Annotated in this window: 21 protein-coding genes; 10 read left to right on the top strand and 11 right to left on the bottom strand. The window is 71.6% G+C overall.

From position 1 onward, the window contains the following. Positions 1 to 24 precede the first annotated feature (24 nt). Complete coding sequence (locus ACP15J_RS07120) at positions 25 to 1,569, bottom strand: ABC transporter substrate-binding protein (protein WP_424936317.1); 1,545 nt, start codon at positions 1,567 to 1,569, stop codon at positions 25 to 27. A 355-nt stretch (positions 1,570 to 1,924) separates the two neighbouring features. Here ACP15J_RS07120 and ACP15J_RS07115 point away from each other — a divergent pair, with 355 nt between their 5' ends. Then, positions 1,925 to 2,743 carry a gamma-glutamyl-gamma-aminobutyrate hydrolase family protein gene (locus ACP15J_RS07115; protein ID WP_424936316.1) on the top strand — a complete coding sequence of 273 codons (819 nt, stop codon included), beginning with the start codon at positions 1,925 to 1,927 and terminating at the stop codon, positions 2,741 to 2,743. On the opposite strand, the gene ACP15J_RS07110 is transcribed toward ACP15J_RS07115, so the two are convergent. Both ACP15J_RS07110 and ACP15J_RS07105 read right to left on the bottom strand, forming a co-directional pair. After that, positions 2,698 to 3,321: a histidine phosphatase family protein gene (locus tag ACP15J_RS07110; protein ID WP_424936315.1), complete on the bottom strand. Its 624-nt coding sequence runs from the start codon at positions 3,319 to 3,321 to the stop codon at positions 2,698 to 2,700. The two genes, ACP15J_RS07115 and ACP15J_RS07110, sit on opposite strands and share 46 nt — an antisense overlap. Positions 3,322 to 3,367: 46 nt before the next feature. Then, positions 3,368 to 3,772 carry a DUF5684 domain-containing protein gene (locus ACP15J_RS07105; protein WP_424936314.1) on the bottom strand — a complete coding sequence of 135 codons (405 nt, stop codon included), beginning with the start codon at positions 3,770 to 3,772 and terminating at the stop codon, positions 3,368 to 3,370. Between the two features lie 129 nt (positions 3,773 to 3,901). Here ACP15J_RS07105 and aspS point away from each other — a divergent pair, with 129 nt between their 5' ends. The 3 genes from aspS (at position 3,902) to aroC (ending at position 8,533) form a co-directional block, all read left to right on the top strand. Continuing rightward, on the top strand, positions 3,902 to 5,689 hold the full coding sequence (gene aspS / locus ACP15J_RS07100) for an aspartate--tRNA ligase (RefSeq protein ID WP_424936313.1): 1,788 nt from the start codon (positions 3,902 to 3,904) through the stop codon (positions 5,687 to 5,689). 261 nt (positions 5,690 to 5,950) lie between these two features. Continuing rightward, on the top strand, positions 5,951 to 7,240 hold the full coding sequence (locus ACP15J_RS07095) for an MFS transporter (RefSeq protein WP_424936312.1): 1,290 nt from the start codon (positions 5,951 to 5,953) through the stop codon (positions 7,238 to 7,240). Between the two features lie 69 nt (positions 7,241 to 7,309). Beyond that, a complete protein-coding gene (gene aroC / locus ACP15J_RS07090; RefSeq protein ID WP_424936752.1) occupies positions 7,310 to 8,533 on the top strand; it encodes a chorismate synthase in 1,224 nt (407 codons plus the stop codon). Here the strand turns inward: aroC and ACP15J_RS07085 are convergent. The 3 genes from ACP15J_RS07085 to ACP15J_RS07075 are packed head-to-tail and all read right to left on the bottom strand — an operon-like array spanning position 8,530 to position 12,745. Next, positions 8,530 to 9,738, bottom strand: coding sequence for a PucR family transcriptional regulator (locus tag ACP15J_RS07085; RefSeq protein WP_424936311.1), 1,209 nt, complete (start codon positions 9,736 to 9,738; stop codon positions 8,530 to 8,532). The two genes, aroC and ACP15J_RS07085, sit on opposite strands and share 4 nt — an antisense overlap. Positions 9,739 to 9,752: 14 nt before the next feature. Next, positions 9,753 to 11,195, bottom strand: a complete 1,443-nt coding sequence (locus tag ACP15J_RS07080) for an MFS transporter (protein ID WP_424936310.1) — start codon at positions 11,193 to 11,195, stop codon at positions 9,753 to 9,755. Between the two features lie 2 nt (positions 11,196 to 11,197). Then, positions 11,198 to 12,745, bottom strand: coding sequence for an aldehyde dehydrogenase family protein (locus ACP15J_RS07075; protein WP_424936309.1), 1,548 nt, complete (start codon positions 12,743 to 12,745; stop codon positions 11,198 to 11,200). Between the two features lie 177 nt (positions 12,746 to 12,922). On the opposite strand from ACP15J_RS07075, the gene ACP15J_RS07070 reads away from it, so the two are divergent. From ACP15J_RS07070 to ACP15J_RS07055, 4 genes are all read left to right on the top strand, one after another. After that, positions 12,923 to 13,990: a zinc-dependent alcohol dehydrogenase gene (locus tag ACP15J_RS07070; RefSeq protein ID WP_424936308.1), complete on the top strand. Its 1,068-nt coding sequence runs from the start codon at positions 12,923 to 12,925 to the stop codon at positions 13,988 to 13,990. A gap of 3 nt (positions 13,991 to 13,993) precedes the next feature. Continuing rightward, complete coding sequence (locus tag ACP15J_RS07065) at positions 13,994 to 15,304, top strand: xylulokinase (protein ID WP_424936307.1); 1,311 nt, start codon at positions 13,994 to 13,996, stop codon at positions 15,302 to 15,304. Positions 15,305 to 15,349: 45 nt separating this feature from the next. After that, positions 15,350 to 16,120 carry a class I fructose-bisphosphate aldolase gene (locus tag ACP15J_RS07060; protein ID WP_424936306.1) on the top strand — a complete coding sequence of 257 codons (771 nt, stop codon included), beginning with the start codon at positions 15,350 to 15,352 and terminating at the stop codon, positions 16,118 to 16,120. Between the two features lie 230 nt (positions 16,121 to 16,350). Beyond that, entirely contained in the window at positions 16,351 to 17,031 is a 681-nt protein-coding gene (locus tag ACP15J_RS07055; protein WP_424936305.1) for a YqaJ viral recombinase family protein, read from the top strand. Positions 17,032 to 17,091: 60 nt separating this feature from the next. On the opposite strand, the gene ACP15J_RS07050 is transcribed toward ACP15J_RS07055, so the two are convergent. The 5 genes from ACP15J_RS07050 to ACP15J_RS07030 form a co-directional block, all read right to left on the bottom strand. Beyond that, positions 17,092 to 17,622, bottom strand: a complete 531-nt coding sequence (locus tag ACP15J_RS07050; RefSeq protein ID WP_424936304.1) for a hypothetical protein — start codon at positions 17,620 to 17,622, stop codon at positions 17,092 to 17,094. After that, a complete protein-coding gene (locus tag ACP15J_RS07045; protein WP_424936303.1) occupies positions 17,619 to 18,446 on the bottom strand; it encodes a hypothetical protein in 828 nt (275 codons plus the stop codon). The genes ACP15J_RS07050 and ACP15J_RS07045 overlap by 4 nt, the downstream gene beginning before the upstream one ends. Beyond that, on the bottom strand, positions 18,443 to 19,165 hold the full coding sequence (locus tag ACP15J_RS07040; protein WP_424936302.1) for a signal peptidase I: 723 nt from the start codon (positions 19,163 to 19,165) through the stop codon (positions 18,443 to 18,445). Before ACP15J_RS07040 ends, ACP15J_RS07045 begins: the two co-directional genes overlap by 4 nt. 76 nt (positions 19,166 to 19,241) lie before the next feature. Continuing rightward, the gene (locus ACP15J_RS07035) at positions 19,242 to 19,856 is read right to left on the bottom strand and encodes a SipW-dependent-type signal peptide-containing protein (RefSeq protein WP_424936301.1); all 615 of its coding nucleotides are present in this window, start codon (positions 19,854 to 19,856) and stop codon (positions 19,242 to 19,244) included. Between the two features lie 6 nt (positions 19,857 to 19,862). Further along, a complete protein-coding gene (locus tag ACP15J_RS07030; protein WP_424936300.1) occupies positions 19,863 to 20,468 on the bottom strand; it encodes a SipW-dependent-type signal peptide-containing protein in 606 nt (201 codons plus the stop codon). A 218-nt stretch (positions 20,469 to 20,686) separates the two neighbouring features. Between ACP15J_RS07030 and ACP15J_RS07025 the strand changes: the two genes are divergently transcribed. Together ACP15J_RS07025 and ACP15J_RS07020 are read left to right on the top strand one after the other, a co-directional pair. Beyond that, positions 20,687 to 22,339: an MDR family MFS transporter gene (locus ACP15J_RS07025; RefSeq protein ID WP_424980910.1), complete on the top strand. Its 1,653-nt coding sequence runs from the start codon at positions 20,687 to 20,689 to the stop codon at positions 22,337 to 22,339. Further along, positions 22,332 to 22,790 carry a MarR family winged helix-turn-helix transcriptional regulator gene (locus ACP15J_RS07020; protein WP_424936298.1) on the top strand — a complete coding sequence of 153 codons (459 nt, stop codon included), beginning with the start codon at positions 22,332 to 22,334 and terminating at the stop codon, positions 22,788 to 22,790. Before ACP15J_RS07025 ends, ACP15J_RS07020 begins: the two co-directional genes overlap by 8 nt. Positions 22,791 to 22,880 lie beyond the last annotated feature (90 nt).

Here is a 22,880-nt window from a genome sequence, read left to right as displayed (position 1 = left end):
ACCGAGCGCCGGGGGCGGACGGCGTCATTGCTGGAGCCAGGCGTCGCCCAGCACGAGACGGGTCGATCCGTCCAGCTCGACACCGTGCAACGACGGAGAGACGCCGAACACCGTGTTGACGTAGAACATCGGCACGGCATAGGCGTGCTTCTGGATGTGGCGCTGAGTGTCCTCCGTGATGGTCGCGCGGGCCGCCGGGTCGCTCTCGCGGTTCTGCGCGGCGATCAGCTCGAGGAACCCCTGGTCCTTCTGGCCGTATCGCGGGCTGGCCAGCGAGGCGAGCGCCGATGCGTCCGCGGTGCCCCAGTTGGTGGTCGTGAGGTCGAACGCCCCCTCCGAGAGCACGGACATGTAGTCGGCCACGGGGAGCTGCTGCAGCTGGGCCTCGATGCCGACCTTCGCCAGCTGCTGCTGAAGCAGTTCGACCGGTGCGGGCATGAAGAAGAACGGCAGGCGAAGGGCCAGCCGAGCACCGTTCTTCTCCCGTACCCCGTCCGCTCCGGCCTTCCATCCGGCGGCGTCCAAGACCTGCTTCGCCCTCGCCACGTCCGTCCTCAACTCGTCCGAGAGGTCGAGCGCGCCGGGTGTGGATGCGGAGAGATAGGCGTAAGCGGGAGCCCCGCCCGTGCCCACGACCGCTCCGATGTCGTCGCGGTTCACCGCCAGCATGACGGCTTCCCGCACTGCAGGATCGGAGGCGATGGGGCTCGCCATGTTGAACACGGCGCTCACCGGCATCCCCGGATAGGGCTTGACGAGAAGCTGCTGCCCGGCGGCCTCGAGCGTCGGCACGCTCTGGTCCGGGATCGCGTAAGCCAGCTGGATCGTGCCTGAGGTCAACGACCCCGCCCGCACGCCCGGTTCCGGGATGACCTGGAAGACCACCTCATCGAGGTAGGCCTCACCCTTGTTCGATCGGGCGGACGATCCCCAGGAGTAACCGGCGCGCTGCTTCAGCCGGAGCTGGTCGTTCTTGGAGTAGCCGTCCAGCACGAACGGTCCCGAGCCCACCACCCCGTTCGCGCATCGCGCCTCCGCTGTCTCGGCCGCGGTCGCGGGCGAGACGATCCCGAAAGCGGCCGTCGAGGTGGCTTGGAGGAACTGCGCGTTGGGCTGCGCGAAGGAGATCCTCACCGTGCGGCCGTCGATCGCCTGCGCCTCGGAGAAGCCGACCAGCACCTGAGCGGCGTTCGACGCCTTGGCGCCCATAGCGACGAGAGCGTCGAACGATCCCTTGACCGCTGCCGCGTCCACCGGCGCACCGTCGCTGAAGGTCGCCCCCTCCCGAAGATGGAAGGTGTAGCTCCTCCCGTCCTGCGCGACGTCCCATCTCTCAGCGAGATAGGGGACGATCTCGCCCGTCTCCGGGTCTTGGTCGGTGAGACGGTCCACCGTCTGCCCCAGCATCTCCTGCGCGGCGATGGCGGTGTTCTGATGCGGATCGATGCACCCGGCGTCGATGCTGACCCCAACCGTGATGCGACCGCCCTTCACGGGATCCCCGGTGGCCGACGCCTGCGGGGCGTGGGAGCCGCAGGCCGCCATGGCGAGGAGTCCGGGAACGGTCAAGAACACCCCGAGGGTGCGAGACAAGGATCGGCGGGTGCCGCGTCGCGCCCCGCCCATCCGACTGCGTGTTGTCGTGTGAATGATCTTCTCCCTGCGTTCGGGGGCTGGTCGGGTACCGGCCTCGGGACAGATGTGCGACCGACGCGGGTCTCCCTTGACTCCGCGCTCTTGACTTAGCGCTCGCTAATCAGTCATTATGCTTCACACCCCCTGGCTCGTCAAGCCACCGGCGATCGCCGGGCCGGATCAGGCCAGGACCGCTACGGAGGGGGCTCCGGAACGTGTCCGACGCCCCCTTCCGGTCGGGCGAACAGCGAGGAGACAGGGGCGCTTCGAGCGGAGAGGAAGAGCAAGGATGACATCAGAAGAACAGGGCGAGGAGCTGCCGCACGGTCGCCCCGTCATCGGCCTCACGACCTACCTCGATCGCATCCAGCAAGGAGTGTGGGACACGCCCGCGGCTTTTCTGCACAGCTCGTACATCGATCCGGTCGCAGAGGCGGGCGGCGTGGCCGTGCTCCTGCCGCCGCGCGCTGACGCCAGGGCGGCGGAGACGGTCCTGGAACGAGTGGACGGGCTGATCCTCACCGGAGGCTACGACATCGACCCGACGCTTTACGGACAGCCTCGACACCCCGCGTCCGATCACGCGGATCAGGACCGCGACTCCTGGGAGTCCGCGCTCCTTCGGGAAGCAGAGCGCCGCCGACTGCCCCTTCTCGCGATCTGCCGGGGGTTTCAGCTGCTCAACGTGACCCGCGGCGGAACCTTGCACCAGCACCTCCCCGAGGCCCTCGGCACCGACCGGTATCGCCGTGGAGGCGGAAGATTCGCTGAGAACCCCGTCGAGGTGTCCGAGGGCACCCGACTCTCTCGCGTGCTCGGGGCAGGGCGTCGCATCGTCCTCAGCTACCACCATCAAGGCGTGGACCGGCTCGGCGACCGCCTGGTGGTGACGGCCCGGAGCGAGGAGGGCCTGGTCCAGGCCGTCGAGGACACCCAGGATCAGTGGTACGCGATCGGCGTCCAATGGCACCCGGAGCAGGGCACCGCCGATCGGGGTCTCTTCGAAGACCTCGTCCGACACGCCGCGCGGCGGCGGACGCAGGAAGAGGGGGGCCGCCCGGGCTACACCGCTCCCAGATCGATGCCGGCAGCGGCGGGCTCCGCGTAGGCGACCTCGCGCCAGCGGCCCTCGTGCCGCTCGAACGAGGTCACGCTCGACAGCGCGCACCGACGGGTGCGCGGGTCGTGCCGGAGCGGCAGCCCGGCGATCGCGAGGTGGGCGATCCAGATCGGCGCCTGGTGCGAGACGAGCACGACGTCGCCGCCGTCCCCCGCCGCCCAGGCCGCGTCCATCGCTGCGCGCATCCGCGCCGCGATGGACGCGTAGGGCTCGCCCCAGCTGGGCTCGGACGGCCTGCGGAGATGCCACCAGTTCACCGGGTTCGCCAGCGCGCGCCGCATCCGTCGTCCTTCGAAGACGTTCGCCGGCTCGATGATGCGCGGCTCGACCACCGCGGGCAGCCCGAAGACGGCCGTGAAGGGCTCCGCCGACTCGCGCGTCCGTTCGAGCGGCGAGCAGCGGAGGGCCGCGACCGAGCGCTCCGACGCACGGACGTGATCGGCGGCGGCCTGGGCCATCTGCCGACCCGCCGCGCTCAGGTGATAGTCCGGAAGACGGCCGTAGAGCACGCCTTCCGGGTTATGGACCTCGCCGTGCCGGACGAGGTGGAGGCGATCTGCGGGCATGCCGCCAGACTATCTGCGGCAGGACGTCCTGCCCGGCGGCACAGGATCAGACCCGGCGGTACTGGGCCTGACCGTAGCCGATGATGAAGTAGCCGATCACCGGCAGGAACCAGAGCAGGAAGAACGAGAAGGCCCCGCCCTTGCCGAACCGGGCACCGAGCTTCACGGCCACGATGATCGCGAAGACGATGTTCACGATCGGGATGAGGTAGAGCAGCACGAGCCATCCCGACATGCCGGCGATCTTGATGAGGAAGATGAGGTTCACGATCGGGATGAGAGCCAGGATCCCCGGGTATCCCGCCTTCGTGAAGACCCGCCACATGGCGATGACCACCAGGACGTAGTAGACCAGCGCGATGAGGGAGGTGGTCCCAGAGAAGAGCCCCGCGTAGACGTCGGCGATCAGGCCGTCGCCGCCGTCGGCGAGGGGCACGATGGTGGAAAGCATTGGTCGACCTCTCTGCGCCGCGCGGCGACGCGCGGGCGCTCCGATCATAGCGATCGGGGCCCAGCGCGGCGAGATGCCGCCAGTAGACTGTCGGAAACCCGCTCTCTCTCCGATCAGAAGGAATCCTCCGTGCTTCGCACCCACTCGGCAGGCTCGCTGCGAGCCGAGCACATCGGTCAGACCGTCACCCTCACGGGCTGGGTCGATCGTCGTCGGGATCACGGAGGCGTCGCCTTCATCGATCTGCGGGACGCCTCCGGCATCACCCAGGTCGTGATCCGGGACGAGGAGGTCGCCCATCCGTTGCGCAGCGAGTTCGTGCTGAAGGTGGTCGGCGAGGTGTCCCGCCGCCCCGCGGGCAACGAGAACACGAGCCTGCCCACCGGCGACATCGAGGTCATCGCCGCCGAGGTCGAGGTGCTGAACGAGTCCGCTCCGCTGCCCTTCCCGGTCTCCTCGGGAGCCGCGGACGCCGACCCGGTCGGCGAGGACGTGCGGTTCAAGCACCGCTACCTCGACCTCCGTCGCCCGAACGCTGCGGCCGCCCTGCGGCTCCGCTCTCAGGTCTACAAGGCGATCCGCGACGAGCTGCACGCCCGTGAGTTCGTGGAGATCGAGACGCCGACCCTCACCCGTTCGACCCCGGAGGGCGCGCGGGACTTCGTGGTGCCCGCACGCCTGCATCCGGGGAAGTGGTACGCGCTGCCGCAAAGCCCGCAGCTGTTCAAGCAGCTGCTGATGGTCGGCGGGGTGGAGAAGTATTTCCAGATCGCACGTTGCTACCGCGACGAGGACTTCCGCGCCGACCGTCAGCCCGAGTTCACCCAGCTCGACATCGAGATGAGCTTCGTGGACCAGGAGGACGTGATCGAGATGATGGAGGCCCTCGTCCGTGCGATGTGGGCCACGATCGGCGTCGAGGTGCAGACCCCGCTTCCGCGGATGACGTACGCCGAGGCGATGGCGAGGTACGGATCGGACAAGCCCGACCTGCGCTTCGGCCAGGAGCTCGTCGAGGTCACCTCCGCCTTCGCCGAGACGCCCTTCCGCGTCTTCCAGGCGGAGTACGTGGGCGCGGTGGTCATGCCCGGAGGGGCGAGCCAGCCGCGCAAGGTGCTCGACGCCTGGCAGGACTGGGCCAAGCAGCGCGGCGCCCGTGGCCTCGCCTACGTCCTCTTCAACGAGGACGGCACTCTCGGCGGCCCCGTCGCCAAGAACCTGTCCGCCACGGAGCAGGCCGGCCTCAGGGAGCTCGTGGGCGCGGCGCCCGGGGACTGCGCGTTCTTCGCTGCCGGCTCGGCCAAGGACAGCCGCGCCCTCCTCGGCGCCGCGCGCGTCGAGATCGGCCGTCGCCTCGGCCTCCTGGATCCCGACGTCTTCGCCTTCACCTGGGTCGTCGACGCCCCCATGTTCGAGCCGGCCGCCGACGCCGTGGCCTCGGGCGACGTGGCCCTCGGCGGGGGGTCCTGGACCGCGGTGCACCACGCGTTCACGGGCCCGAAGCCGGAATATGAGGACACCTTCGACACCGACCCCGGATCGGCGCTCGCCTACGCGTACGACATCGTCTGCAACGGCTCGGAGCTCGGCGGAGGCTCGATCCGCATCCACCGGGAGGACGTGCAGAAGCGTGTCTTCAACGTCATGGGCATCACCGACGAGCAGGCCGACGCCCAGTTCGGGTTCCTGCTCGAGGCCTTCGCCTTCGGAGCCCCGCCGCACGGCGGCATCGCCCTCGGCATGGACCGGGTGCTGCAGCACCTCACCAAGACCGAGTCGATCCGTGAGGTGATCGCGTTCCCGAAGACCGGCAACGGCTTCGACCCGCTCACCGCGGCCCCCGCCCCGATCACCGCGGAACAGCGTGCTGAGGCCGGCGTCGACGCGGCATCGGAGGACGAGGGGACCACCGCCTGAGGCAGCAGACAGCCCGGCCGCGTCCGTCGTCGGTCCGCGTGCCGTAGACCGCCGGCAGCCGCGACGCCTCCCTCGTCCGTCCGTTCGAACGTGGGAACCCCGAAAGACCGGACGTCGACGCCGGCCCCCACGGGCCGGACAGGCGAGTGCCTCGGATCCTTGTGCGCGCAGCACATGGGAGCGTCCACGCGAGCCCGGGTAGCTTCGGATCACCGAGGCGCCCCGGCGCTCGCTCTCCGACACCCGATCCGAGGAGCAACGATGCTCGAGAACACCCCCGTCGCCGCACCCCCCAGCGGCGTTCCCGCCTCCCCGGGACCGACATCGGTCTCGCCCGCCCTCCTGATCGGCGTTGTCCTGGCGCAGTTCGGCGCCTTCATCGCCGTCTTCGCGCCGTCCTTCATCGCCCTCTCGATCAGCGTCGGCACGCTGACGCCCGAGGACCGGGTCGTCAACCTCGGCATCGTCCTCGCTCCTGGCGCGTTCATCGCCCTGGTCGCCCAGCCGCTGTTCGGGCGGCTCTCCGACCGCACGACCTGGTCCTTCGGCAAGCGTCGCAGCTGGATCCTCATCGGCACGATCGGCGGGCTCGTCGGCCTGACGATCCTCGCGTTCGCGAACTCGATCCCGCTCCTGACGATCGGCTGGGCCGTGGCCCAGTTCTTCATCAACGCCGTCTCCTGCGCATGCCATGCGGTGATCCCGGACCAGATCCCGACCCGCCTGCGCGGTCGAGTCTCGGCGTGGTTCGGGATCGTCCTGACCGGCGCCCAGGTCGTCGCCGTCTACACCGTCATCTGGGTGGCCGCGATCCCGCCGCTCATGTACCTCGTGCCGGCCGCGTTCCTCGTGCTCACCTCGGGCTGGCTGCTCGTGGCGCTCCGCGGCGTCGACGCCCCCGCCGACCGGAGCACCCTGACGCCCTTCACGCTCGGCAGCTTCCTCGGGTCCTTCTACGTCAACCCCGTCAAGAACCGCGACTACGCGATCTTCTGGTTCGGACGCCTCTTCGTCTATCTCGGCTATTTCAGCCTCATCACCTACCAGCTCTACTACGTGATGACGCAGCTGAGCCTGGACCAGGACGCCGCGAGCGCCGTCGTCGGCAACGCGACCTTCCTCACCTCGGCCGCCGCCGTGGTCGCGTCGCTGATCGCGGGCTGGATCTCAGACCGCACGGGCAAGCGCAAGATCGTCGCCGTCGTCGCCGGCGTGATCATGGCGGCAGGCCTCGTCATGCTCGCCTCCGGGAACACCGAGGGCTGGTTCCTCCTCGCGGTCGGCGTGATCGGCTTCGGCCAGGGCGTGTACCTCGCGATCGACGTCGCCATCGTCTCGGAGCTCATCTCCAGCGACAACGACCGCGGCAAGGACATGGGCGTGCTGAACATCGCCAACACGCTCCCCCAGTCGATCGTCCCGATCGTCGCCCCGTTCCTCCTGGCGATCGGATCGGCAGGAGGTGAGAACTACCCGCTGCTGTTCATCGTCGGCGGTGTGGTCGCCCTCCTCGGGGGCGTCATGGTGCAAGGCCTCAGGAAGGTATCCTGAGCGCGATTCGCGCGGATGCGGAGCGGCCGATCGGTCGCTCCGCATCCGCATGAGGAGAGGGTGGTGCAGATGCTGCGTTGGATCACGTCGGGCGAGTCGCACGGCAAGGCGCTCGTGGGGACGATCGACGGGCTGCCGGCAGGGATCGAGATCGAGCCCGCCGACATCGCCAAGGCCCTGGAGCGACGGCGATGGGGGTACGGACGCGGTGCGAGGATGACCTTCGAGCAGGACGAGCTCGACGTCCTCGGGGGCATCCGGCACGGACGCACGCTGGGCTCCCCGATCTCCCTCGTCATCGGCAACAGCGAGTGGCCGAAGTGGACCGAGGTGATGGCCGTCTCGGCGACGGACGAGGAGGGCCGCCGCTATGACGAGCCCGGCCGTCTCGCGGGCTCCGGTCGCGCGGCCGCGCTCACCCGGCCCCGCCCCGGCCACGCCGACCTCGCCGGGATGCTGAAGTACGGTTTCGACGACATCCGTCCGGTCCTGGAGCGCGCGAGCGCACGCGAGACGGCGACGCGGGTGGCTCTCGGCGAGATCGCCGTCCGGTTCCTCGCGCAGGCGCTGGACGTGCAGATCGTCAGCCATGTCGTCGGCTGCGGCCCGGTCGCGACGCCGGACGGCCTCTGGCCCCTCCCCGAGGACGCCGCGGCCCTCGACGCCGAGCCGATGCGCTGCGTCGACCCCGAGACGTCCCGGCGGATGCAGGAGGAGATCGACCGCCACCGCGCGGCCGGCGACACCCTCGGCGGCGTCGTCGAGGTGCTCGTCTACGGCCTCCCGCCCGGGATCGGCAGCTACGTGCACGGCGACCGACGCCTCGACGCCGCGCTCGGCGAGGCCATGATGGGCATCCAGGCGATCAAGGGGATGGAGTTCGGCGACGGCTTCACCACCGCCACCCGACCCGGCTCACGCGCGCACGATGAGATCGAGAAGGTCGGCGAACGTGACGGCAAGCTCGTGATCCGCCGGCGCTCTGCCCGCGCAGGCGGCATCGAGGGCGGGATGACCACCGGCGAGGCCCTGCGCTTCCGCGCGGCCCTCAAGCCGATCTCCTCCGTCCCGCGGGCGCTGTCGACCGTCGACGTGGCCTCGCACGAGCCGGCGACCGCGATCAACCAGCGCAGCGACGTCTGTGCGATCGTTCCGACCGCCGTCGTCGCGGAGTATGTCGCCGCCCTCACGATCGCCCGCGCGGTGCTGGAGAAGTTCGGCGGCGACTCGGTGACCGAGGTGCGCCGCAACGTGCAGGGATACCTCGACGGCCTCGGCGTCGTGCTCGACTAGCCTCGCGGAGAGACGCCGGCCGCGCCGTCGACGCCTTCCTCGGCCGCGACCCCGCGCTCGACGGCCGCGAACGTCTCCATCGCGAGCGCGGTCTCGTGCGCCTGCAGCCCGGCGAGCAGTCGCGGGGCGGAGCCGGGCTCGAGGCACCCGTCGCCGAGCAGGCTCTTGATCAGGCTCAGCCGATAGCCGACAGAGTTGCGGTGGATGAAAAGCCGCTCCGCGATGGCGCTGCGGCTGCCGTCGAGCTCGAACCAGGCCGCGAGCGTCGTCATGAGATCGTCACGATGCAGGATGGGGCCGATCTGACGCGCCACGAAGGCGTGGAGCTGTGCGGCGCCGAGCTCCATGAGCAGCTGCTCGACGCCGAGGTCGTCGAAGGACAGCACGTCGCCGCCACGGGAGAGGAGCAGCCCGAGCCCGGTCTCGGCGGAGCGGAAGGACGAGGCAGTGCTCTCGCTGCCCCGGACGGAAGGACCGATGCTCATCAGGAGGGGCGTCTCACCCACGATCCCCTGCATGCGCAGCCGGATCCGTCCCAGTTCCGCGGACGGGGTACGCCCGTCGACGATCGTCCAGGCCAGATCGCCGCTGAGACGCGTCGGCGTGGGCAGCCAGGCCACCGCCGTCGCCCAGGACTGCCGCTGCGAACCTGTGTAGTGGAAGACGACGCCGCGATGCTCTTCGTCGAGCGCGAGACCGAACTTCGCGGCGGCGCGCGCGACACGGCCGGGGTTGCGCAGGGATCCGTAGCGCAGCTCGTCGACGATCTGGCTCGCGTTCTCACCCCGCGCCTGCTGGAGGGTGTCCCGGCGCACGCCCTCGACCGCGACGGCGGTCTTCGCCGCCTCCAGCAGCGCCGACCGCCGCTCCCGGACGTCCTCTCCGTCGAGGCCGCGGCCGACGGCGAGGAGGCCGATGCGCCGGGCGCCTGCCAGCACGGGAAGTCCGATCGCCATGCCGCCGTCGACCGTCGCGACGTCCGCGGCCAGATGACCCTGTGCGAACGCCACGGCGATGTCTCCCGCGGAGATCGCGGTCGGCGCGCCGGGCATCGCGGGGACGAGCGGCTCCCCGTGCACGCCGATGAGAGAGGCCGGGACGCCGGTGCGCTGCGCGAGGCGGTCGAGCAGGGTCGTCCACCCCGCGCCCTCGAGGGCGAGGGAGGTGAGCTCGCGCTCGAGGGCGAGCAGGTCGGCGTCGGTCATAGTGGCATTGTCCCCTACCCCTGCGTCCCCTGCCGCTGCGCTCTCCGCCCCTGCCCCCGCGAGCCCGACGCCGACACCGGACCGCCGGGATCCGGCTGCTCCACGGGCGGCTCCTCCCGCAGCGGACGATGCAGCAGGGGCGCCACGAGGAGGACGAGCACACCGGAGGCGGCGAGGACCGCGAACCCCAGGGCCACCCCTCCCGTGTTGGCGAACGCGATCGTCGCGAGGGCGAGGCCGGTCGCGCCGCCCACCTGCCGGGACGCGTTCACCGCTCCGGCCGCCGCTCCTCGGTACGCGACGGGCAGATCCCGTGTCCCCGTCGCCGTGAGCGTCGTGAACATCAGGCCCATGCCGAGCGCGACGGCCGAGGCGGGGAGGATCGCCGTCGCCATCTCGCGACCGCCGGAGAAGGCGAGGGCGAGGGCACCGGCGGAGGTGAGCGCTCCCGCCAGGAGCACCACGGTCAGCGTCGCGATCCGACGGCGCAGGGCCGGGACTGCGAGGGAGCCGAGGACGACCGCCGCCGACGGGATCAGGAACCACAGCCCCGTCTCGAAGGCGCCGCGGCCCTGCACGCGCTGCAGCGTGAGGCTGAGCAGGAACCAGAGTGGGAAGCAGGAGGCGGCGGCGAGGAGCATCACGACATTCGCCGCGGCGACCCGCGGCGTGCCCAGGACCGCCGGTGCGAGCACGCTGCTCGCCGGCGCCGCCCGATGCCGGAGGGCGAAGGCGACGGCGCCGACGAGCGCGACCGTCACCGCGATCCAGAACGCCGGCCCGGAGAAGCCGACGGTCCCCGCGTCCACGAGGGCGACCATGGCCGCGGCGAGGGCGAGGGACAGCGACAGCGCGCCGACGACGTCCACTCGCGCAGGAGCCGACGGGCGTCGAGGGGGGATCACCGCGAGGGCGACGAGCAGGCCGACGAGCGCGAGACCGCCCTCGAAGAGGAGGATCGCCGGCCACGGCCACACCAGCAGGAGCACGCCGCCGAGGAGCGCGCCCAAGGCCCCGCCCACGCTGGAGGTCGCGCTCCACGCGGCGACCGCCCGCAGCCGCGCCCTGGGCTCGTCGACGTCCTGCAGCAGCGCCAGGGAGGTCGGCGCGAGCAGCGCGGCCGCCGCTCCCTGGACCGCCCGCGCGGCGATGAGCATCTCCCCGTCCGTGCTGAGCGCGCCCCCTGCCGTCGCCACGACGAACAGGCCGGAGGCGATGAGGAACGCCCGTCGCGGCCCGAGGAGGTCGCAGATCCGGCCGCCGAGCAGCAGCAGGGCGGCGAAGGCAACCGTGTAGCCGCTCACCACCCAGGAGGACTGCAGGTCCGGAAGCCGCAGTTCCGCGGCGATGGTCGGGATGGCGACGGTCACCAGCGACACGTCGAGGACGACGAGGAACTGAGCGGCGCAGGCCAGCACGGCGACGGCCGCGCGCCGCACCGCGGCGGACGGGGCCACGGTCAGCCGACGTTGAAGGTGACGGACTTCTTGCGGGTGTATGCCTCGAGACCCGTGCGTGAGAAGCCGCTGTTGCGACGGGGCTCGCCACGGCCGCCGTTGATCGCGCCGACGTAGTAGGTGTTCACGTACACCTCGCCGCAGTCCAACGCGCGGGACACTCGGAAGGCGCGGGCGTTGTCGGAGGTGAAGACCGCTCCGGCGAGACCGAAGCTCGTCCCGTTGGCGCGGGCGATCGCCTCCGCCTCGTCCGTGAAGCTCATCGCTCCCAGCACGGGACCGAAGATCTCCTGCTGCTCCACCTCGCTCCCCGGCCGCACGTCGCGCAGCAGCGTCGGCGGGACGAACGTCGCCGGCGCCCCTTCAGGGAGGACGCCCTGGGCGGCGATCCCCGCGTCGGCCCCGGCGACGGCACGGTCGATGAAGCCGCGCACGTTCTCGGCGTGAGCGGCGTGGATGAGCGGGCCGATGAAGACGCCGGAGTCGAACGGATCCCCGACGGGGAGCGCCGCGGTGGCCTGAGCGATCTTCTCGACGAGGGCGTCGTACACGCTCTCGTGCACGAGCACACGCGTGCCCGCGACGCAGACCTCACCCTGGTTCGCGAAGGCGCCGATCGTGATCCACTGCGCGGCGGCGTCGAGGTCGGCGTCCTCGAACACGATCGCCGGCGACTTGCCGCCCAGCTCCAGATGCACCGGGGTGAGGTTCTGCGCGGCGGCCGCCATCACACGCTTCCCGGTCTCCACTCCGCCGGTGAGGCTGACCAGGTCGATCCGCGGATCGGTGACGAGCGCGTTCCCGCTCGTCGACCCGCCGCCGATGACGACGTTGAGCACCCCGGCGGGCACGCCGGCGCGGAGGGCGATCCGCCCGATCTCGACAGCCGAGACGACGGCGTCCACCGGGGGCTTCACGACGATCGAGCAGCCCGCGGCGAGCGCCATCGCGATGCGCTGGCTGCCCGTCATCAGCGGGCCGTTCCAGGGCAGCAGCTCGGCGACGACGCCGGCCGGGTCGTCGAAGCGCAGCACGACGAGCTCGGGGCCGTCCGGCACGATCGCCGGCGGGTAGCTGCCGTGGCGGACGTCGCTCGCGTGCGTGCGGAGCGCCGAGGCCGCGTAGCGGAACGCCTGTGCCGCCTCGTAGGCGTCGTTGTGCAGGGCGGAGTAATAGCCCTTCCCGGTGTCGATCGTCTCGAGCGCCGCCAGCCGCGGCGCCTCGGCGCCGACGATGTCGGCGACCCGGTCCAGGACGTCGGCCCGCGCCGTCGCGTGCATCCCTCGCCACGTGCGCTCGTCGAACGTGCGGCGGGCCGCGGCGATCGCACGCTCGACCTGCGAGGGGTCCGCGTCGACGGCCTGCGCGAAGACCGCTCCGGTGTAAGGGTCGCGGCACTCGCGCCGCGGGCCGTCGACGATCTCGGCGCCGTCGACGATGCTGGGAACGAGCCCGCCTGCCGGCAGCCAGCGCGGATCGAGCTCGGCACGCGATCCCGGAGGGACGAGGGGGGCGGTGTCGGAGGCGGGGATGGTCGTCGTGGCGTCCACGGGAGCTCTTTCTGTCGGTGTGCATCCGGCCCGGCTCGGCGACCGGCTCGGCGGATGTCGTCCATCCTTTCCTCGGGGCCTCGTGGGGTCACTGTGCTAGGGGCACAGGGACCGGCGACCGAGGTTCATGCCCCCGGCCTCGGGATCGACGCGACCGGCGTCAATAGCGTCGACTGCATGACTCCGACCGCTTCCCCGTCCCCGGCGCCGGCCTTGCCGACGCACCTCACCGCCGCCGTCATGACGGCCCCCGCCACCGTGGAGATGCGCGATGTCGCGCTGCCCGAGATCGGCCCCCAGCAGGTCCTCGTCGCTCTGGAGAAGTGCGGCCTGTGCACGATGGAGCGTCGACTGTTCCGCGGTGAACGTCAGATCTATCCTGTCGCGGCGGGGCACGAGGCCGCGGGCACGATCGTCGCGCACGGCGACAAGGTCGCGAGCCTGCAGGGCGTCCCCGCGATCGGCCAGCGCGTCGCCATCGACATGCTCTCCCGCAACCGGGCGTCGCGCACCTCGCGCCGGGCACGCACGGCCCTCGACCTCGCCCCGCAGGAAGCTACCCTCACCGACGGCACCATCGCGATGGGCGGCGGTCTAGCGACGTACATGGTCGCCGACGCCGCGAGCGTGTGGTCCACCGGAGACGCCCCGGCGCAGATCGCCGCGATGACAGAGCCGCTCGCGTGCGTGTCCAACTCGGTCCGCCTCTCCGGGATCCGCCCCGGCGACCGCGTCGCCATCACCGGCGCAGGCTTCATGGGGCGCCTGCACCTGATCCTGGCCCGCCTCGCCGGGGCGTCCAGCATCGGCGTGATCGACGTCGACCGCGAACGCCTGCAAGAGGCGCGGGACGCCGGCGCGAGCTGGGTCGCGACGCCGGACGAGCTCGCCGCCTACGCGCACGACCAGGACGTCGTCTTCGTCACCGCCGGCGTCCCCGGCGCCCTCGAACAGGCTCTCGGTCTCGTCGCGATCGCGGGCTCGGTCGTGCTCTTCGGCGCCTTCCCGAAGGACCTCTCGGCCGGCGTCTCGCCGGACGAGATCCACCACCACGGCCTCTCGATCATCGGCGTCTACAGTCAGGAGCCGGAGGACTGGCAGCGCGCCAGCGCGCTCATCGGCGCCGGCGTCGTCACCGCCGAGCTGCAGGCCCTCGTGACCGCCGACTACCCGCTCGCCGAGGCCTACGAGGCCCTCGACTTCGCCGCGCACAACCCGGTCATGCGCGTGCTCGTGGGGGGATGACCGATGTCGTCGGTCATCGGTGTCGACCTCGGCTCAAGCTCGACACGTGCGATCGCGATCGGGCCGGACGGCGAGGTGCTCGCCTCGGCGACGGCCGGGTACCCGCATGCGGACCGATGGCCGGCCGGGCGGGCCGACCCCGCCGCGTGGCTCCACGCCGTCACGCGGGTCCTGCACGATGTCCGCGAGGCACATCCCGAGGCGAGGACGCCCGAGGCGATCAGCATCGGCGGGCAGAGCCCGGCCGTGGTCTCCGACGGCGCACACCTCGCGATCACCGTCCGGCACCCGGCGGGCGCCACCCTGCCCCCGCGCGGCCAGCACGTCGCCCAGGCCGAGGTGCTGGCCGCTGAGGGGGGCCTGGTCCCCTCCCAGGGCTACGACTGGATCGCCCGCCAGCTCGGCGCCGCCGACGTGCAGTCGCGCTGGACCGACGACGACCCCATCCCCCACTTCGGCGACGTCCGCCGGACGGGAACGTTCATCGGGTCCACCTCCGGCACCCACGGCCTCCCCTCGGGCGTGCCGATCGCGGCCGGCGGCCAGGACGCCTTCCTCGCGTTCTGGGCCGGCGGGCTGACCCGCGATGGCATCGCCATGGACCCCGGCGGCCGCACCGGCGGACTCGTCGCGACCGTCCGCGAGGACGCCCTCCCCGCCGACGCGTTCCGTATCGCCTCGGCGAGCCGCGCCACCGCGATCGTCGGCGGTCCGGTCAACGGCCACGGCCTCGCGATCGAATGGCTGCGAGACCTCACCGGGCGCAGCGTCGACTGGCTCCTCGCCGCTGCGGAAGGGGTCCCCGCCGGAGCCGAGGGCGCGGTGTTCGTGCCGTACCTGGAGGGCGAGCGGGCGCCACGCTGGAACCGCGGGCTCCGCGCCGGCCTCAGCGGAGTGCAGAGCGCCACCGGCCCTGCCCAGCTCACCCGGGCGGTGCTGGAGGGGACCGCCTTCGGGCTGCGTCACATCCTCGACGGCATCCGCGCCGACGGGATCGAGCCGGCCTACGTCCTGTGCACCGGATCCCCCTCGCGCAGCAGGTTGTGGTGTTCGATCAAGGCGTCCATCCTCGGGCTCCCGGTCCGAGTGCCGGCGGAGTCGAACCTCGCCGCGCTCGGCAGCGCCTACGCAGCGGGTGCCGTCGCCGGCTGGTGGCCGGCGCCCGGCACGTCCGACGACCCGGCGGCGTGGCCGGTGCCCGACATGACGGTCATCGATCCGGTCCCCACCCCCGTGTACGACGACGCGTACCGCCGGTTCCTCGAGCTGGGCGACTTCGCCGAGCACGAGGCGCGTCCGCGCGCCGCCTCCTGACCCCCTCCCATCCGCCGGCCGCCGGCCGGCATGAAAGGAAGTCCAATGTCCTCGTTCTCCTCCGTCGGAGCGGCCAAGACCCGCCGCATGGGACGCATCTTCGCACCCGACGGCCGCAGCGTCTTCGCCGCCGTCGACCACGCCGCCTACATCGCCCCCAGCCCGCCGCTGGGGCGCACGATGACCGATATCGCCGAGGGCGGTCCGGACGGGGTGCTGGCCACCTGGCACATCGCCCGTGAGTACGCGGAGGCCTTCGCCCGGACCGGGCTGGTCCTCCGTGTCGACGGCGGCACCACCGAGCTCGGCGGCTATCCGGACGGCGACGTGTCCTCGCTGCTCTACCGCGTCGAGGACGCCGTGAGCATCGGCGCCGACGCCATCGTCCTGCTCGTCTTCATCGGCCAGGCCGATGAAGACCGCTCCCTCGCCCGCCTCGCCCAGGTGGTACGGGAGGCCGAACGGTACGGCCTCCCGGTGATGGCCGAGGTCATCCCCGGCGGATGGGGCAGAGCGGTCGAGTGGAACATCGAGAACGTCGCCCTCGGCGCTCGCATCGCCGCGGAGTTCGGCGCAGACATCGTCAAAACCGTCTCGCCGGCCACGCCGGAGGAGTTCCGTGCCGTCGTCGACGCCTGCCCTGTCCCGGTCGTCGCCCTCGGCGGCCCGAAGACGGACTCCGAGGACGATGTCGTCGCCCTCGCCTCCGGCGTCGTCGCCGCGGGAGCGGCGGGCGTCGCCTTCGGACGGAACGTGTGGGGCTCCCCCGACCCGCGCGCTCTCGTCCGCCGGCTCACCCAGGCGGTCCACGCCTGACCCGACAGGTGAGCCGCCGACGCGGCCTGCGGGCGTTCTCTCCTCCTCCGGAGACGGTGCGCCCGCAGGCCGCGTTCGCCTGTCCCGTCGGCGCGGAGAAAGCGCCGGCGACGGTCCGGGGTTCCGTTGCACCCGGACCCGTCGTCGGCGGGCCCGTGGAGCACTGGACGACCCGACTCCGGACGGCGTGTGCGGCTGCTCCTGTCCGTCGTCGGGGATAGCCTCGAAGGGTGACACCGGAACTCGAAGCGCGCATCGTGGCGGACTCCCGCGATCGCGTCGCCTGGCTCCGGGCGCGGGCACGCGGGATCACCGCCACCGACGTCGCCGGTCTCACGAGCACGGCGTCCATCGCGCGCGCCGCTGACGCCAAGCTCGGCGCCGGCCCCCGCTTCGGCGGCAACGCCTACACCGACCACGGGCGCCGTCGCGAGCCCGAGATCGCGGCCTGGGTCGCGGCGACGCACGGGATCCTCCCCTCCTCCGCCCTCTTCCGAGCCGTCGTCGAGCCGCGGCATCTTGCGACGCCGGACGGCATCTCGCAGGATGCCGAGGGACGAGTGACGTTGGCCGAGATCAAGACCACCAACAAGTCCTGGCGCGCGATCCCCCGCACCTATCTGCGGCAGGTCTGGTGGCAGCAGCACGTCCTCGGAGCGGAGCGGACGCTCTTCGTCTGGGAGGAGCACGAGGACTTCTCGCCCGTTCACGACGAGCCGCACTGCGTGTGGATCGACCGCGACGAGCGTGAGATCTCCCGGCTGGTCGGGCTCGCCACGAGCCTCATCGACGAGCTCTACCGGCGCACGACCGGTCGCCCGCTGCCCGAGCGCGCCGAGCCGGCCGCCGAGAGCCGTCGCGACGCGCTGCGCGAGCGCGACATGTTCCGCGCCCTCGCCCTGGCCGACTAGCCCTCGCCCCTGGCGGACGAGGAGCCCGACCGCAGGCACGGTCGGACGACCGGACCGGGCTCAGCCGGCCGTGTCGTTCACGATCGTGCAGGTGGGCGAGCCCGCCAGGAGCGGGGCGTAGTAGGTCATCGTCGACTCCGTCGGCGATATCCAGGTGCCCGATGTCGCCCACATCTCGACCTTGACGTTCGCGCCGAGCAGCGATCCCAGAAGCCCCGAGAGCAGCGCGGTGCCGAAGGTCGACACGGAGTATCCCTGCGGGTCCGTGGCGGTGGCGGGAGAGGTGGTGAGGACCTGACCGTCGATCGCCCAGCGGACGACGCTGTCGGCCGGCACGCCGGCCGGCATCCTCCAGCGGATCGAGAACACGTCGCCCCCGAGCAACGGCGGCCGCTGGCACAGCGGAGTGCTCGCGATCTGGGGCGGATGAATCGTGAGCGCCGTCACGCTCGCCCCGGCGTACTCGCCGTCGGTGAACGACGCATCGGTCGTCGACGGCGCCGCGATCCAGGACAGGGTCGCGAGCAGCCCGATGCCGAGGAGCGCCACGGCTCTGCGCTCCCGACGGCGACGGGGGACGGCGTCGCTCATGCCCGCTCCCCCGGGCCTTCGGGATCGTCGCCCGAAGGGCCTTCCGTTCCGGCCGCTCCGGCCGCGCTGGTCCCGTCGGTTGCGCCGTCCGTCACGGTCACAGCGCTGTCGGCCGCGGCACCGTCGGCCGGCGCGACGTCCTTCTCCCGCCGCCTCCGTCGCGCCCCCGTCACGAGGAGCGCGCCCACGCCGAGGACGAGGAGCACGGCGCCCCCGACGATCCCGAACACCGGCACGGTCGCTCCGGTCTGCGGCAGTCCCGGCCCGACCTGGACGGAGTCGCCGATCCCGTCGGCGTGCACCCTGACCTCGGTGGACCTCCCGCCGGCCCCCTGTCCCGGCGCCCGGTCGTCCCGTCCCGGGGGCCGCTCCCCCGGCGCCTGCTGATCCAGGGCCACGTCCAGCCGGAGCCGCGAGACGGCCGTCACATCGGTGCGGGCGAGGACCACCGTGCCCCCGTCGCGAGGCACCTCCCACCCGTGGCGCAGGGTCACGGCACCCCCGGGACATTCCTCGCCCCGCCAGGGCAGCGCGCACAGCCGGACGTCGATCCGCAGGGCCGCGTCCCCGGTCGCGCTCACGCCGATCGAGACCCGGCCGGGCTCCGGCGCGTTCGCGCTGACCTCCACGTCCCAGCGCACGGACTCGCCCGACCGCATCCGGCTGGCGGCCTCCCAGTCGGCGACGGACTCGAGACGGAGGTGGCGCCCTTGCACCACGTCCGTCCGCACGGCGGCGGTGGCCGGAGGCGCGGCCGCCGTGACGACGCCTCCGAGGCAGAGGACGAGCACGGCGGCGAAGACGCGTTCCCCGACCCTCCTCATACCGGATCGCCGCCCTCGTCCGGGTCTCCCGCACTCCCCTCTCGGCGCGGGCCAGAGACCGATGCCGCCGCCTCGCGCCTCTCCCTCCGGGGCCAGAACGCCCAGCCCACGAGCACGGATGCCGCGACCGTGATGCCGCCGAGCACGACCGGATTCCCCAACGACGCGATGACCGGCGCCGCTCCCGGGATCGCGAACCGCACGATCCGCACGGACGAGACGGTGTAGGGGAAGGGATCGTCCTGGTCGTTCGCGTCGCCGCGGAGCACGAGCACGCGCTCGCCCGGCTGAGGGCCCGGCTCGGTGGACCGCACGCGATGGGTGACCGGGAGCTCCCCCGCCCGGTCCACGGTCACCACGTCGCCGACGGCGACCTCCTCCGCGGGGATCCGCTGCACGATCGCGACCGAGCCCGCAGGGATGCCCGGCGACATCGATCCGGTGCGAAACATCATGAGCGTGATGTCCGCCGTGAAGGCCAGCACCACGAGCACGATGCAGACGAGCCCGGCGAGCGCCGCCGCCCAGAGCAGCCCCTCGCCCAGCGCAGGTCCGGCGGACCGACGCGGACGGGACGATCCGCCCTCACCCCGGCCGTCCACGTCGATCGAGGAGGCACGGGCGCCCCGCGCCCATGCCTCCTCCTCCCCTCCGCCCCCCAAGGGCACCGGCGAGGACAGGCGAGCGCGCAGCTCACGTCTGGTCGTCGGCGTGCTCATCGCTCTCCTTCCCCGCGCTGTTCTGGTCGTGCGTGCCCTGGTTCCCCGTCTCGTGCGCTGTGCGCTGTGCGTCCTCCTAGCTCGACACCGCCGAGAACTGCCAGGTCTGGGACATCGTCTGTCCCTGAGCCGAGTTGTCCGCGCCGCTGGGCAGGGTGATGGCGAAGCAGTAGCTCACCGCGCTCGCCCCGTCGGCGGGCAACGGCAGCGAACCGCTCCCGTTCGTGGCCAGGGCGGATCCGTCCGGGACCACGGCCGTGCCCGCGGCGTAGCTCGTCGCGTTGCACGTGGTGCCGCCGATCGCACGCACCCCGTATCTGAGCATCCCGGCCAGCCCGCCGGTGGGCGTGCCCGCGAGCAGCTGCACAGTGCCCGCGACGGACGGGTTCAGCGTCTTGACGCTGAAGAGCGTGTACACGGTCTGACCAGGTGCCATCGCCGTGGGCGGCGCCTGGAAGCTCAGCGTCGCCGCGGCGCCGACGCTGCTGTGCTCGGTGAAGGTGCTCCCGTCCGTCGCCCCGACGATCCCGAACCGGCCGGCCGTGAAGGTCGCCGCCCCGTACTCGGCGTCATTCCACGCGGCCAGGGTGACCGCCGTGCCGACGCCCAGCACCAGTCCGCTCGCGAGGATCGCACGAGCACGACGCCATCGGATCCGGCGGACCTCTTCTCGCCGCTGCCTGCGAGACATGGAGGCTCAACTCGACGTGGCGGTGAACGACCAGGTCCCCGTGGCGGTCTGGCCCTGGGCGAGGGATGGCTTCGCGGTGGCCTGGAAGCAGAGCTGGGTCGGGACGCCCGCGGTGCCTGCGGTCGCTCCCTTGGCGAGCGCGACCGTCGCGCCTGCCGTGAAGTCGGTGAGCGAGGTACCGGAGGCGACGAGCGTTCCGGAGGCCGCGCTCGGATCGCAGGTGGCCGCAGGGGCGATCGCGTAGACGTTGTAGGAGATGTTCGCCGCGTTCGCTCCGACGGCCGTCGGCGTCGCCGCGGCGAGAGTGGCGTCGGTCGTGGTCGTGTCGTCCAGCCGCACCCAGAACGGCGCGTATACGACATCGCCCGGAGCCATGTTGCCGAAGGGCGCGGTGAACGTGAGCGCTCCGGCGGCCCCCGCGGTGGCGTGGTCGTCGTACCCGCCGTCCGCTGCCGTCGTCGAGCCCTCCAGGTTGAAGTTGCCGGCGGTGAACGTGCCGGTCGCGAACTCGGAGTCGTTCCATGCCGCCAGCGTGATCGCGGCCCCGACGCCGAGCACGAGCCCGCCCGCCAGAACCGCGAGGATCTTGCGGCGATTCGTCGTCTTTGACATTTGCGTCCCCTTCGTGGATTCCCCCCACGTGCCCTACACGCTCATCCTGGCCATTCGCATCGTCGCCGCGCAATGCCAAGAGGTCACGATTCCGACATCAGTTTCGCTGGAACCGTCAGGAGAGCCGGCGAGTAGTTGACGGCTATCAACTATCAGCATATAGTTGACTTTACTCAACTACTTCTTGGAGCTCGATGACCTCGTCCGCCCTCGCCCCTATGTCGCATCGTCACGTGCTCGAAGCCCTCTCCGGCCTGCTGCTGGGGATGTTCGTGTCGATGATCGCCGGAACCGTCGTCTCGACCTCGCTGCCGGTGATCGTGCACGATCTCGGCGGCGATCAGACCGCCTTCACCTGGGTCGTCACCTCGACGCTCCTCACCACCGCGATCTCGACCCCCGTCTGGGGAAAGCTGGCCGACCTCTTCAACCGCAAGCTCCTGATCCAGCTCGCGCTGACCATCTTCGTCCTCGCCACCGCAGCGGCCGGCTTCTCCCAGGACGCGGGCATGCTCATCGCCTTCCGCGCCGTGCAGGGCCTGGGCGCGGGAGGGCTCGCGGCGCTGAGCCAGATCATCATGGCCGACATCATCAGCCCCCGCGAACGCGGCCGGTACATGGGGCTGTTCGGAGCGGTGATGGCCGTGGCCACGGTGGGAGGGCCGCTGCTCGGCGGCTTCCTGACCGATGCCGCGGGCTGGCGGTGGAACTTCTACGTGTCGATCCCGTTCGCGATCGCCGCGCTCGTGATCCTCCAGGCCACGCTCAAGGCCTCGCCGACGCGACGGAAGGCCCGGATCGACTACCTCGGGATCGTCCTGCTCTCCACCGCCGTCTCGCTGCTCCTCATCTGGGTCACCAGCGCGGGCAAGGACTACGACTGGTGGAGCCTCCCCACCGTGCTGATGGTCGGCGGATCACTGCTCGCGGCGATCCTCTTCGTCGTGGTCGAGCTGAAGGTCGCGGAGCCGCTCGTCCCCCTGCGGATGTTCCGCGATCGCACCTTCACCCTCTCCGTCGTGGCGTCGATCTCGATCGGCATCGCGATGTTCGGCACCTCGGTCTTCCTGAGCCAGTACATGCAGATGGCCCGCGGCGCGACACCCACGCAGGCGGGCCTCATGACCCTGCCGATGATCGCAGGGCTCCTCGGCTCCTCGATCGTCGTCGGCCAGCTCATCACCCGGTTCGGCCGCTGGAAGCCCTATGTGATCGTCGGCGCCGCGCTGATGATCGCGGGGTCCGCGCTGCTGTCGACACTGCACTACGACACGAACTTCGCGCTCGTCTCGGTCTACATGTTCCTGCTCGGCGCCGGGGTGGGGATGTCGATGCAGAACCTCGTGCTGATCGTCCAGAACACCGCACGGCCGGAGGACCTCGGCGCCGCGAGCTCCGGCGTCACCTTCTTCCGAAGCCTGGGCGGCACGGTGGGCGTCTCCGTCATGGGCTCGGCGCTCGCGGCCACGGTCGCCGGCCTGTTCGGCGACCGCAGGACCGACATCACGACCGCGATCGCAGGCCTGGGAGAGAAGGGCGCTGCGGTGGCGGCACAGCTCACCTCCGGCACGCTCCCCGAGGTGCACACGCTTCCGAACGCCGTGCGTGTGATCGTCGAGGACATCTACGCGCAGGGGATCGCGTCGTCCTTCCTCATCGCGGTTCCCCTCGCGGTGATCAGCCTGATCGCCGTGGCCTTCCTGCCGAACACGCCGCTGACCCGGATGACGACGAAGGAACGCCTGCAGGCGGCAGAGGCCGACCTCGCCACGGTGAGCACGCCTCAGGGCATGGAGGCGATCCCGGCGACCGGCCCGATCCCCACGGCCACGAAAGGACGCTCCATGCGCGAGAATCGTGAGGATGGCTGAGATCTCGCCCGAACGGGCCGTGGCGCTGCACGCGTTGGAGACCGAGTTCGGCGAGCTCTTCTCGCGGGTCCGTCGGCTCTATGTCGCCAACGCCGAGCGGGTGGCGCCGGGCCTCTCGCCCGGGGCCTACCGCCTGCTCGCGCTCATCGTGCGCTGCGAGCAGGCGACCGCCTCCGCCCTCGCCGAGCGCACGCTCTCGGACAAGTCCCTCGTCAGCCGCCTGCTGCGCGAGCTCGAGCAGCACGGGCTGATCCACCGGACGCCCGATCCGCGCGACGGCCGGTCGAGCCTCGTCTCCGCGACGGCGCGGGGCGCCGAGCGCCTCACCGAAGCGCGCCGGCACGACGACGAGCGCCTGATCCGATCCCTCGACGCCTGGGAGCTCGGCGAGATCCATGAGCTCACCCGGCTGCTGCACGCGCTGTCCGAGGGCACCGCGCCCGAGCGCTGACCGCCGCCTGCCCCGAGCAGCGACCGTTCCCGTCTCGATACCTGTCGCCATCAGCGTCGCAGAGCGACAGATATCGAGACGGGAACGTGA

The organism is Microbacterium sp. S308A+ (assembly GCF_049800815.1).
In the GTDB taxonomy this organism is placed as follows: Bacteria; Actinomycetota; Actinomycetes; order Actinomycetales; family Microbacteriaceae; genus Microbacterium.
Note: the sequence above shows the minus strand (reverse complement) of the source record. Positions and strands in the feature narration are given on the sequence as shown.

Coding starts and splice junctions, on each gene's coding strand:
- ACP15J_RS07115 (WP_424936316.1), top strand. CDS start 1,925: ATGACATCAGAAGAACAGGGCGAGGAGCTGCCGCACGGTCGCCCCGTC.
- ACP15J_RS07110 (WP_424936315.1), bottom strand. CDS start 3,321: ATGCCCGCAGATCGCCTCCACCTCGTCCGGCACGGCGAGGTCCATAAC.
- ACP15J_RS07105 (WP_424936314.1), bottom strand. CDS start 3,772: ATGCTTTCCACCATCGTGCCCCTCGCCGACGGCGGCGACGGCCTGATC.
- ACP15J_RS07095 (WP_424936312.1), top strand. CDS start 5,951: ATGCTCGAGAACACCCCCGTCGCCGCACCCCCCAGCGGCGTTCCCGCC.
- aroC (WP_424936752.1), top strand. CDS start 7,310: ATGCTGCGTTGGATCACGTCGGGCGAGTCGCACGGCAAGGCGCTCGTG.
- ACP15J_RS07085 (WP_424936311.1), bottom strand. CDS start 9,738: ATGACCGACGCCGACCTGCTCGCCCTCGAGCGCGAGCTCACCTCCCTC.
- ACP15J_RS07070 (WP_424936308.1), top strand. CDS start 12,923: ATGACTCCGACCGCTTCCCCGTCCCCGGCGCCGGCCTTGCCGACGCAC.
- ACP15J_RS07065 (WP_424936307.1), top strand. CDS start 13,994: ATGTCGTCGGTCATCGGTGTCGACCTCGGCTCAAGCTCGACACGTGCG.
- ACP15J_RS07060 (WP_424936306.1), top strand. CDS start 15,350: ATGTCCTCGTTCTCCTCCGTCGGAGCGGCCAAGACCCGCCGCATGGGA.
- ACP15J_RS07050 (WP_424936304.1), bottom strand. CDS start 17,622: ATGAGCGACGCCGTCCCCCGTCGCCGTCGGGAGCGCAGAGCCGTGGCG.
- ACP15J_RS07045 (WP_424936303.1), bottom strand. CDS start 18,446: ATGAGGAGGGTCGGGGAACGCGTCTTCGCCGCCGTGCTCGTCCTCTGC.
- ACP15J_RS07040 (WP_424936302.1), bottom strand. CDS start 19,165: ATGAGCACGCCGACGACCAGACGTGAGCTGCGCGCTCGCCTGTCCTCG.
- ACP15J_RS07035 (WP_424936301.1), bottom strand. CDS start 19,856: ATGTCTCGCAGGCAGCGGCGAGAAGAGGTCCGCCGGATCCGATGGCGT.
- ACP15J_RS07030 (WP_424936300.1), bottom strand. CDS start 20,468: ATGTCAAAGACGACGAATCGCCGCAAGATCCTCGCGGTTCTGGCGGGC.
- ACP15J_RS07025 (WP_424980910.1), top strand. CDS start 20,687: ATGTCGCATCGTCACGTGCTCGAAGCCCTCTCCGGCCTGCTGCTGGGG.
- ACP15J_RS07020 (WP_424936298.1), top strand. CDS start 22,332: ATGGCTGAGATCTCGCCCGAACGGGCCGTGGCGCTGCACGCGTTGGAG.